The sequence below is a fragment of the Terriglobales bacterium genome, assembly GCA_035624475.1.
Classification (GTDB): domain Bacteria; phylum Acidobacteriota; class Terriglobia; order Terriglobales; family Acidobacteriaceae; genus DASPRL01.
Window position 1 is genome coordinate 1 of the sequence record DASPRL010000025.1, and the last position, 10,522, is coordinate 10,522.

At 66.9% G+C, this 10,522-nt stretch carries 13 protein-coding genes and 1 tRNA gene; 7 read left to right on the top strand and 7 right to left on the bottom strand.

The annotated features are described in order from the left end of the window. Both ligD and VEG08_01270 read left to right on the top strand, forming a co-directional pair. The coding region (gene ligD / locus VEG08_01265; protein ID HXZ26607.1) for a DNA ligase D at positions 1-1,935 on the top strand (1,935 nt) is incomplete at its 5' end. 33 nt (positions 1,936-1,968) lie between these two features. Next, positions 1,969-2,358 carry a YciI family protein gene (locus tag VEG08_01270; GenBank protein ID HXZ26608.1) on the top strand — a complete coding sequence of 130 codons (390 nt, stop codon included), beginning with the start codon at positions 1,969-1,971 and terminating at the stop codon, positions 2,356-2,358. 2 nt (positions 2,359-2,360) lie between these two features. Here VEG08_01270 and VEG08_01275 read toward each other — a convergent pair whose 3' ends face one another. The 5 genes from VEG08_01275 to VEG08_01295 all read right to left on the bottom strand — a co-directional run bounded on the left by VEG08_01275 (position 2,361) and on the right by VEG08_01295 (position 5,838). Continuing rightward, a complete protein-coding gene (locus VEG08_01275) occupies positions 2,361-3,077 on the bottom strand; it encodes a DUF72 domain-containing protein (GenBank protein ID HXZ26609.1) in 717 nt (238 codons plus the stop codon). A gap of 12 nt (positions 3,078-3,089) precedes the next feature. Further along, positions 3,090-3,470 (bottom strand): EVE domain-containing protein, encoded by a 381-nt coding sequence (locus VEG08_01280; protein HXZ26610.1) that lies wholly within the window; start codon positions 3,468-3,470, stop codon positions 3,090-3,092. A gap of 36 nt (positions 3,471-3,506) precedes the next feature. Next, positions 3,507-4,124 (bottom strand): hypothetical protein, encoded by a 618-nt coding sequence (locus VEG08_01285; protein HXZ26611.1) that lies wholly within the window; start codon positions 4,122-4,124, stop codon positions 3,507-3,509. Positions 4,125-4,217: 93 nt separating this feature from the next. Next, complete coding sequence (locus VEG08_01290) at positions 4,218-5,666, bottom strand: aminoacyl-histidine dipeptidase (protein ID HXZ26612.1); 1,449 nt, start codon at positions 5,664-5,666, stop codon at positions 4,218-4,220. Between the two features lie 83 nt (positions 5,667-5,749). Then, positions 5,750-5,838 (bottom strand) — tRNA-Leu (locus tag VEG08_01295). A 119-nt stretch (positions 5,839-5,957) separates the two neighbouring features. On the opposite strand from VEG08_01295, the gene VEG08_01300 reads away from it, so the two are divergent. From VEG08_01300 to VEG08_01320, 5 genes are all read left to right on the top strand, one after another. Continuing rightward, positions 5,958-6,572, top strand: a complete 615-nt coding sequence (locus VEG08_01300; GenBank protein ID HXZ26613.1) for a hypothetical protein — start codon at positions 5,958-5,960, stop codon at positions 6,570-6,572. Between the two features lie 6 nt (positions 6,573-6,578). Then, positions 6,579-7,166, top strand: coding sequence for a hypothetical protein (locus VEG08_01305; protein HXZ26614.1), 588 nt, complete (start codon positions 6,579-6,581; stop codon positions 7,164-7,166). A gap of 81 nt (positions 7,167-7,247) precedes the next feature. After that, the gene (locus VEG08_01310; GenBank protein ID HXZ26615.1) at positions 7,248-7,796 is read left to right on the top strand and encodes a LemA family protein; all 549 of its coding nucleotides are present in this window, start codon (positions 7,248-7,250) and stop codon (positions 7,794-7,796) included. A gap of 155 nt (positions 7,797-7,951) precedes the next feature. Then, entirely contained in the window at positions 7,952-8,284 is a 333-nt protein-coding gene (locus VEG08_01315) for a PilZ domain-containing protein (protein ID HXZ26616.1), read from the top strand. A 16-nt stretch (positions 8,285-8,300) separates the two neighbouring features. Next, positions 8,301-8,948: a response regulator transcription factor gene (locus VEG08_01320; protein ID HXZ26617.1), complete on the top strand. Its 648-nt coding sequence runs from the start codon at positions 8,301-8,303 to the stop codon at positions 8,946-8,948. On the opposite strand, the gene VEG08_01325 is transcribed toward VEG08_01320, so the two are convergent. Further along, positions 8,945-9,337: a response regulator gene (locus tag VEG08_01325; protein ID HXZ26618.1), complete on the bottom strand. Its 393-nt coding sequence runs from the start codon at positions 9,335-9,337 to the stop codon at positions 8,945-8,947. The two genes, VEG08_01320 and VEG08_01325, sit on opposite strands and share 4 nt — an antisense overlap. Before the next feature lie 63 nt (positions 9,338-9,400). Next, positions 9,401-10,522: aldehyde dehydrogenase family protein (locus tag VEG08_01330; GenBank protein ID HXZ26619.1), on the bottom strand; the 1,122-nt coding region annotated here is incomplete at its 5' end.

The following is a 10,522-nucleotide window of genomic DNA, read 5'->3' on the forward strand; positions in this document are numbered from 1 at the left end:
CCGCGCGCGGTCCAGCCCATGCTGGCCACGCTCGCCGATTCCCTGCCCGAGGGCGCGGAGTGGCTCTACGAGGTGAAGTGGGACGGCGTGCGCGCCCTCGTGCTGCTCGATCACGGCAAGGTGCGCCTGCTCTCGCGCACCGGCAACGCCATGGAGGCGCAGTACCCGGAGTTCCGCGGCCTGGGCGACCTGCTGACCGCGAAGACTGCCGTGCTCGACGGAGAGATCGTCGCCTTCGACGAGCAAGGGCGGCCCAGCTTCGCCAAGCTGCAGCCGCGCATCATGGCCAGCCCGAGAAATGTCCCGCACCTCGCGCGCACGCAGCCGGTCACGCTCTTCGCCTTCGACCTGCTCTACCTCGACGGTTATGACTTGCGCGAGGCGCCGCTGGCGGAGCGGCGGCGCGCCCTGGGGGCCCTCCTCAAGCCCAGCCCGCTGGTGCGCCTCTCAGACCAGTTCAGCAATGGGCGCGAACTGATGGAAGCGGCGCGCGCGAACGGCCTGGAAGGCGTCGTGGCCAAGCGCGCGCTCAGCCGCTACGAGCCTCGCCGCAGCCGCGACTGGGTCAAGATCAAAGTCGTCAACCAGCAGGAGTTTGTCATCTGCGGCTGGCTGGAGGGCGAGCGCGAGCCCTTTGGCTCCCTGGCCTTGGCCTGCTACGAGGGCGGCAAGCTGCGCTACACCGGCAACGTCGGCTCGGGCTTCACCCAGGAGATGCTGGAGACGGTCTGGAAGAAGCTGAAGCCGCTGGCCACGCCGCGCTCGCCGCTGGCCCAGGTCCCAGCCGACGTGAAGAAGGTGCGGTGGCTCAAGCCGGAAGTGGTCTGCGCGGTGCGCTACAACTCCTGGACGCCGGACGGCCGCCTGCGCGCTCCCGTCTTCCAGGGGCTGCGTCTCGACGTAGCGGCGAGAGACTGCGTGCTCGAGGGCGAGAAGACGGCGGCGCCTGCCGAGGAGCCCGCCGCAACCACCGCCCTGCCCGCGCCCCTGCTCCCCGGTCCCCAGGAAGAGGTCACGCTCTCGATCGACGGCCGCAAGCTGAAGTTCACCCACCTCAATAAAGTCTTCTATCCGCGCGAGGGCTATCGCAAGCGCGACGTCATCAACTACTACAACGCGGTGGCGGAGCTGATCCTGCCGCACCTGCACGACCGCGCCCTCACCCTCAAGCGCTACCCCAACGGCATCGAGGGGGAGTACTTCTTCCAGAAGGATGCGCCCCAGGGCACGCCCGCGTGGGTGCACCGCAGGAAGATCGCGCCCGAGAAGGGCGAGGAGGCCAAGCACTACGTGCTGGCGCAGGACCGGCCGACGCTGCTGTGGCTCGCCAACCTGGGCTGCATCGACCAGAACCCCATGCAAAGCCGCCTGGGCTCGCTCGCCCACCCGGACTTCATCCTGCTCGACCTCGATCCCTACAACTGCGGCTACGACCGCATCGTGGAAGCGGCGCAGCTCGTCCGCCGCCGCCTGGAGCAGCTCGGGCTAGCCGGCTATCCCAAGACCACCGGCGGCGACGGCATGCACATCTACATCCCCCTCGAGCCGCGCTACAGCTTCGACCAGGCGCGCTCCTTTGCCGAGGTGCTGGCGCGGCTGGTGGCCCACGAGCGCCCCGACCTGTTCACCACGCCACGCGCCGTCAAGCAGCGCGAGAAGGGCAAGGTCTACTTCGACTATTTGCAGATCGGCGGCGGCAAGACCATCTCCGCACCCTACGTGCTGCGCGCGCATCCCGGCGCGCCCGTCTCGACACCACTGATGTGGCGCGAGGTAGCGCCCGGCCTTTCTCCCGCGCAGTTCCACCTGGGCAACGTGCAGGAGCGCTTTGCGCGCCTGGGCGACCTGTTCGCGCCGGTGCTGAAGCAGCCGCAGAGGCTCGAGGACGCGCTCGGGAAATTGGACAAGCTTGTGCGGGATTCGACGGGCGGCTAGGAGTCACGCGAAGATCAGAGAACGGAGATAGCGATGAAGTACATGCTGATGATGAACACGATGAAGGCCGGTTCGACAGGGCTCAGCGGCTGGTCGGAGCAGGACATCAAGACCATGGTTGGATTCATGAGGAATCTGGACAAAGAGCTGCGCGCGTCGGGCGAGCTGGTCTTCGCGGAAGGCCTCACGTTTCCGAACGAGGCCAAGCTGGTGCGGGCGGACAAGAACGGCATGCCAATCACCGACAGCGTGTTTCCCGAGAACAAAGAATTCCTTGCCGGCTTCTGGATCGTGGACGTCGCGAGCCTGGAGCGTGCCTGCGCGATCGCGGCGCGAATCTCGATGTGTCCGGGACCGGGCGGCGCGCCCCTGCACATGCCGATCGAGGTGCGGCCGGTCGGCAGCCCGCCCCCGACGAAATGACCCTAGTGCTTCGGGGCAACGCCCAGCAACTCTTCCGCGTAGCCCGCGCCCTCGGGCGTGTCCTCGTGCTTGAAGTAGACGTAGACGTCCCTCTTGGCGGCGGTGAGCCGGTCTACCTTCTCCTTCAGAATCTTGCGCTCCGCCGGCGAATACTCGGGCTTGCGCAAGCGGAAATACACGAAGTCCGCGGTCTCGACCTCCGGCACCACCAGCTTCTCGCTCTCTGCCAGGCAGAGCGAGGCATTGGCGTCTCGCAGCAGCCCGTAGATCTCGTCGGTGAACCAGGAGGCGTGGCGAAACTCGAAGGCGCAGCGCACTCGCGCCGGGAGGATGGCCAGGAACTCCTTCAGCAGGACGGCGTCGCACTTCAGGAAGGGTGGGAGCTGGAAGAGCACGCAGCCCAGCTTGCCGGCCTCGGCCAAGGGCCCGAGTGAGTTCATGAAGCTGCGCGTGAAGTCGGCGGCCTCGCGCAGGCGCTTCACGTGCGTGATCGCCTGGTTCGCTTTCATGGTGAACTGGAAGTGCGGCGGCGTAGCCGCGATCCAGCCCGCCAGCAGCTTCTCCGTCACGAAGCGGCGGAAGGTGTAGTTGACCTCGACCGAGTTCAGCCGCGTGGCGTAGAACTCGAGGAACTTCTTGCTGGCCAGCTTGGCGGGATAAAAGGCGGGCTTCCAACTGGGATAGGCCCAGCCCGACGTGCCTGCATAGACGGTCGCCATGGGAAGCGTAGTCTACCGCGAAGTGAGCAGGCGGTACTGGGCTTCGGTGAGCGGGACCACCGACAGCCGGCCCTGGCGAACGAGCGGCGAGTCCGCGAAGACCTTCGCCGCCTTGATCTCGGCCAGCGTCATGGGCCGCGGCACTTCCTTGTCTGCCTCGATCTTCACCCGCGGGTTCTTGGGATCGGCGGCATCCACGGAGAGCACGGTCGCGGTGCCCACCGCGCGCTTCTCGTCGCCGGTGTGATAGAGGACCAGCCGGTCGCCCTTCTGCATGCCGCGCAGGTTGCGGAGCGCCACGGGATTGGAGACCCCGTCCCAGATGGTCTGCTTGTCCTTCTGCAGATCGGCGAAGGAGTACTCCGAGGGCTCAGTCTTGAGCAGATAGTCCATGTCGCGTTCTCGGTACTCGGTACTCGCTACTCGGTACTACTTTCCCATCATGCGGATCTCGGTGGCCAAGCTCAGGATCTCGGCCTCATGCGGCTTGAGCAACACCAAGTCCTGCTGGATGATGGCCTTGCGCTTCTTGTCGTCCTCGATCTGCTTCTTGCGCAGGGCGGGGTCGTCCTCGGGTTCGCCCTGGCCGCAATCGGAGTCGCCGCACTTCATCGGGCCCACCATGCCCTCGATGGCCTCGCGCACCGCGGCGTAGCGCTCATAGACGCCCTTCTGCCGGGCGACGCCGTCGTCCAGATGGTGCAACTCGTCGGAGCGCTTGAACAGATCCTGCTCCTGGGGCGTGGGCGCGGGATGCCAGCCCGACTTCAGGTGCTTGTAGTAGTCGGCCTCCTGCGCCAGCACCGCCTTGTCGGCCGGCGGCAGTTGCCGGAACTTCTGCACCGACTCGCGCATGACCGCCAGGTACATGTCCACGTCCGTCTGGGTGAGGGGCTCGAATTCGTAATCGGGGATCTTCTCGGCGACCTTGGGAGCGGGGCTGGCGGCCGCCGGCGCCGAAGCCGCCGGCGACGCGGGCGCTGTCCCCTTGTTGCACGCCACCAGCAAGGCACAACCGAGCAACAGCAGGACCAACGTGAAGCGCATAGCCGGTCTCCTCCGGGGGAGGTCATTGTACTGCATGGGGAACCGGCCGCCGGAGACTGTCGAAGCGGGACCAAGCAGGGTCTTGGATGCCTCTTAGAGGCGCTCCAGCACCGCCTTCAAGTAGCTCCAGAAGCTCTCGACGGAAGATATCTGCACGCGCTCGTTCGGGCTGTGCGGACCTACGATGGTCGGACCGAAAGACACCATCTGCATGCCGGGATACTTCTCGCCGATGACGCCGCACTCCAGACCGGCATGCATGGCGATCAGTTTCGCGGGTTCGCCGAAGAGTTTCTGGTGCACTTCCTGCAGCTTTTGCACGACCTCACTGTGCGGATCGGGTTTCCAGCCGGGATAGCTGCCGCCGTGCTCCACTGCAAAACCGGCCAGCCGGCACGCCGTCGCCACCATCGCGGCAGCCGCGTTCTTGCTGCTCTCGATCGCGCTGCGCTGGCTGGTCACGATCTCCACGGCATCGCCCTGGGTGGTAATGATCGCCAGGTTGGTCGAGGTCTGGACCAGGCCGGCCACATCGGGGCTCATGGCCAGCACCCCGTGGTGCAGGCTTGCCAACAGGGCCACGGTTTGCTTCGCGTCAGCCGCATCCATCACCGTGCCGGGACGCTCCGCCTTCTCCACGGTGATCTGCACCCCGGAGTCAAATCCTCCGAGGTCCGCGCGGTACTCAGTCTCGGCCTTGGCGACCAGCGACTTCAGTTCCTGCTCCCGGGCGGAGTCCAGCAGCACCGTCGCTGCAGCCTCCCGCGGGATCGCGTTCTGCGCGCTGCCCCCGTTGATGCCGGCGATCTCGGCCGGCAAACGCTCGAGCACGTTCTGCAGCACGCCACCCAGGATCCGCAGCGCATTCCCGCGGCCCTGGTGGATATCGACACCGGAATGCCCACCCTTCAAGCCGGATACCTTGATGCGCCACGCCGCATTCGCGCGCGCGGGGCAGAGCGTGACCTTGCGGCGAGCGGTGGTCTTGACGCCGCCCGAACACCCGATGCACAGCGTGCCTTTCTCTTCGTTGTCCAGGTTCAGGAAATACTTGGACTGCAGCAGCCCTCCTGGAAACTGTGCCGCGCCGGTCAGGCCCGACTCTTCGTCCACCGTGAAGGCGAACTCCAACGGACCATGAGCAATGTCGTTGCTCTCCATCACGGCCAGCGCTGCCGCCACGCCTACGCCATTGTCCGAACCCAAGGTCGTACCGTCAGCCTTGAGCCAGTCTCCCTCGCGCACCACCGGGATGGGATCCGTGTCGAAGTTGTGAGCTGTCCCCTCGTTCTTTTCGCAGACCATGTCCAGATGGCCCTGCAAGAGGGCCATCGGCGCCTGCTCCCGGCCAGGGTGCGCGGATTTGCGGATCACGACGTTCCCGGCATCGTCCTGTACGGCCTTCAAACCCAGGCGCGCGGCCTGCGCCAGAACGTAGCTGCGGGCAGCGGCCTCCTTGGTCGAGGCGCGGGGAATGGCCGCCAATGCGGCGAAGTGCTTCCATAGCGGTTTCGGTTCCAGACCTTCCAGGGCAGGTATCATGACACGCTCCGTCGCACTATAAAGTGTACCGGCCATCGTAGAGCGGATCGCGGGAGGAGCCGCACTCGACAAGGGGTTCATGCTGGTGCCGGGAGGGGGACTTGAACCCCCATGAGGGGTGAACCTCGGCGGATTTTGAGTCCGCTGCGTCTGCCAGTTCCGCCATCCCGGCAACTCTCAGGCACTCACAGGTTAGCACAGCGCGCCGCCCCACCTGGGCGCGCCCTTGACGCCCTTCCGGGCCGGGAGTAGCGTAAAGCCCCTCCCGGGCCGCCGGGAGAGGAGCTGCCTATGAACAACCTCGCATACTCGGGCCAGGATGGGCAGAAGATCGGGTCGCAGGTCGAAGAGCTGCTGCGCAAGGAGCTGGGCCTGGGCGGGCCCATCGCCTTCGAGGTGGAGGACGCAGGCACGGCGGAGAAGAGCGTGGGTTCCATCCTGAAGGACATCGGAACGCAACTCTGGAGCGGCAGCACCACGCGCCTGCTCACGCTGCACTTCCACATTCCGCAGCCCCGCACCGCCGACCTGGACGTGCACATGAACCGCCAGGGCGTGGGCTGCTATGCGGGCTCACTCCTGTTCTCCACCGTGGTGAGCAAGAAAGTGGGCGGCGAGGTGAGTCTCGACGACAAGGGGCAGTTCGGCGGCGACGCTGCCGCGGCCGGCAGACTCAACGCCGCCAAAGACCTGCGCAAGAAGTGCGAGGCCTTCGCCGTGACCAAGGGCGGCATCAGCGGCTTCGAGGTCAAGTTGCCGGCGCGCGTCTTCCAGATCGTGCCGCACGAACGCGGGGCACAGGTCCTCGCGGTGACGCTGCCCAAGTCGAAGTCCATGGGCTTCAGCGCCACCTTCAACTCCAAGGAGTTTTTCGAGATCGCGGCGCAGATCGAAGCGCTGCTCTGAGGCGACATGCGCGCCCTTCTGACATGGGTGATGCTGGCGGCTCTGGCCGCCGGCGGAGGCACGTCGATCACCGCCAACGCCCATCGCCAGGTCGACTGGGGCTGGGGCTGCGGCGGCCACTGCGCCGTCAACTTCTCCGGCGAGTCGGAGACGAGCCTGAGCGACGGCGCACCCGGCGTACGCCTCGACGACCACGGCACCCTGACTCGCCGGCAGAACGATCCCGGAGGCGCCACCCTCAGCACCACGCGCTGGCGGTACGCCTTCCGCGGCAGCAGCGCGGGAGATGCCGGCCGCCGCGAGTACACGCTGCGCACCGGCGCGAGCCATTGCACACGCACGGAGGAGACGCTCCGCGAAGGCCAGCCTGCCAGGAAGAAGACCGCGTCCTGTCCCGGTCCGCCACGGCAGTGGACACTGGTGTGCGAGCGCAGGCAGATCGAGGTGAAGGGCGAGTCGCGGCCGGCGTGGGTCTGCTCTCCGGCAGCGCCCATGGACGCCTTCGGGACCGAGTTCCCCTGGGTCTTCGGGATCGAGGCGCCCATCACCACCGTGATCTCGGGCGAGCCGCAGCCCCACACCCGCTACGAATAGCGCGGGCGGGAGGATTGCCATCAGCTCGGGCGCTGTGGTAGCTTGCGCGCAGATCCGGGAACCCCGCCGCAAGGAGGCGCCATGGCGCTGATCCTGCTCATCGTCCTGCTGGTCCTGGCCGTGGGCCTCATCTTCGTTTACAACAGCCTGGTGCAACTGCGGGTGCGGGCCGACGCTTCCTGGGCCGACATCGACGTGCAGCTCAAGCGCCGCCACGACCTGATCCCCAACTTGGTGGAGACGGTCAAAGGCTACGCGGCACACGAGCGCGCTACCTTCGACGAGGTCACCAAGCTCCGCTCGCAGGCGATGCAGGCCACCAGCCCAGGGGAAAAGGCGCAGGCGGAAGGCATGCTCACCCAGGCGCTCAAGAGCCTGTTCGCGGTGGCGGAGAACTATCCGCAACTGCGCGCCTCGGAGCAGTTCACGCAACTGCAGAGTACGCTGAGCGCGATCGAGGACGCCATCCAGAACGCCCGCCGCTACTACAACGCGGTGGTGCGTGACTTCAACACCAAGATCGCGCAGTTCCCCAGCAACCTGCTGGCGGGGATGTTCGGCTTCCAGCCCCGCGAGTTCTTCGAGATGGCCGAGGCGGGCGAGCGCGAGCCGGTGGCCGTGAAGTTCTGAGGCGGGCGCGGCCGCGAGCGCCGGAGGAGTGCCCAGACAGGGTCTCCGGCTAGGTTCCAGCCGCGCGCTCATGGTATAAAGTCGACGACACGGTAGGAACCACTTCGCCGGAGCTGGCCGGACTGACGTGTCGCAAGTCCCCCGAGGAGGATTCTGTGTCGGAAGCCAGAACGGGGAAACGCTTCCCGCTGCAACTGCCCATCACCATCCGGGAAGGCAAGTCTCGTACCAAGCACAAAGGGACGACCTCCAACCTGAGTGCAGCCGGAGTGTTCATCCGCGCCGATGCCTCTCTGGCCGTGGGCTCGACGGTGGAATTCGACATCACCCTGCCGCCTGAAGTCACGGGCACCACCAAGCCGGTGGAGATCCGCTGTCGCGGCCGCGTGGTACGGGCGGAGGCCAAGGCGGGCGCGGGCAAGAAGAAGGCCGACAAGAAGGGCGGCGTGGCCTGCGTCATCGACCACTACAAGTTCATCCGCAAGTGAGGCGCGCCGAAGAGTCATGATCAAGCTGATACTGGCGGACAGCCAGGCGATCTTCCGGGCGGGCGCGGCCAAAGTGCTGGCCGTGGAAGACGACGTGCGCGTGGTCGCGCAGGCGCAGACGGTGGAACAGATGATGATGGCGCTGGAGAAGTTCCGCGCCACCGTGCTCATCGTCTCCACCGCGCTCAAGCCCGACCTCGCTCCCGTGGCCGAGCTGGCCGCCAAGGTCAAGACCCACCTGGTGGTGGTGGCCGAGAACGGCGCCGATCCCGCCCAGTACCAGAAGCTGGGCGCGCAGGGCGTGCTCTTCCGCAGCGTGACCGGGCCGGCGCTGGTGGAGTGCGTCCGCAAGGTGGCCAAGGGCGAGACCTGGGTGCAGACCGCCGTCCCCTCCAAGGAGACCATCGACAGCGACCTGGTGGGAGCGCGGGTGCGCGACCGCCTGACCGCCAAGGAACTGCGCATCGTCGCCCTCATCGTGCAAGGCTACAAGAACAAGGAGATCGCCAGCCGCTTGGGCACCACCGAGCAGGTCATCAAGAACTACCTGCGCAACGTGTACGACAAGATCGGGGTCTCCGACCGCCTGGAGCTGGCGCTGTTCACCATCCATCACCGCATCCTGGCGGAGGCGGCGGCGGCGGTGGCTTCCAGCCCGCGCTAGCCGATCCCCTTCCCGCGCACGCGCCCTCCTTCTGGCTCACCGTCCGGCTTCAGCAGGCGATTGACCGCCTCCACCAGGCGCTGCGGAGGCAGCGGCTTCTCCAGGTAGAGATCGGCGCGAGGCTGGGCCGCGGCGGCCTCGGCCAGGAAGCCGGAGACCACGATGACGGGCGTGCGCGCGCGCGCCTTGGCGGCTTCCACCACCGCCTGGCCGCTGGCGTTTCCCAGACGCCAGTCGGTGATGACCAGATCGTAGGCGGCGCGAGCGAGCCGCTCGACGGCGTCGTGGGCGGAGAGCGCGGCCGTGACCTCGTGTCCCGCGCCTTCCAGGATCGAGCACTTCAGCGAGAGGATGCTGGGCTCGTCGTCCACGCACAGGATGCGCGCCATAAGAGGTCCTTCAAAAAATCGCGGGGCGTCCCGCGGGACGCCCCGTCGCTTCCGCCATCCGGCTCAGAGCTTTTCGCCGATGGACTTGGCCTGGGTGAACAGGTAGAGGTAATCGGGGCCGCCGGCCTTGGAGTCCGTCCCCGACATGTTGAAGCCGCCGAAGGGATGCGCGCCCACCATCGCCCCGGTGCACTTGCGGTTGATGTAGAGGTTGCCGGTGTGGAAGTCGCGCATGGCGCGCTCGATCTTCTCGCGCGAGGAGGTGTAGACGGCGCCGGTCAGGCCGAACTCGGTGTCGTTGGCGATCTCGAGGGCGTGCTCGAAGTTGCGCGCCTTGATGACCGCCAGCACCGGGCCGAAGATCTCCTCCTGCTCCAGCCGGGCCTTGGGCGGGACGTCGGCGATGACGGTGGGCTGGAGGAAGAAGCCGTCGCCGGCCTTGCCGTCGCGCGCGCCGCCGGTGATCAGCCGGCCTTCCTTCTTGCCGATCTCGATGTAGTCGAGGATGGACTTCATGGCGGCCTCGTTGACCACCGGGCCCATGCCGGGGTTCTCGGTGGGGTCGCCGACGGTGATCTTCTCGACCCGCTGCTTCAGCCGCTCCAGGAAGACGTCGTAGATCTTCTCGTCCACGATGGCGCGCGAGCAGGCCGAGCACTTCTGTCCCTGGAAGCCGAAGGCGGAAGCGGCCACGCCCTCGACGGCGGCGTCGAGGTTGGCGTCGGCATCGACGATGATGGCGTCCTTGCCGCCCATCTCCAGCACCACCCGCTTGATCCAGATCTGCCCCTTCTGGTGCAGGGCGGCGCGCTGGTTGATGTCGAGCCCCACCTCGCGCGAGCCGGTGAAGGCGATGAAGCGCAGTTGCGGATGCTCGACCAGGGAGTTGCCGAAGCTGGCGCCGGCGCCGGGGCAGAAGTTGACCACGCCGTCGGGCAGCCCGCACTCCTCCAGTACCTCGAAGAACTTGGCCGCGATGGTGGGCGAGTCCGAGGAGGGCTTCAGGATGACGGTGTTGCCGGTGACGATGGAAGCCAGAGTCCTGCCCGCCATGATGGCGCTGGGGAAGTTCCACGGCGGGATGACCGCGCCCACGCCCAGGGGGACGTACCAGAGCAGGTCGCGCTCCCCGGGAAGCTGGATGGGGGGCTCGGCCTTGGCCAGGCGCAGGGCCTCGCGGCTGTA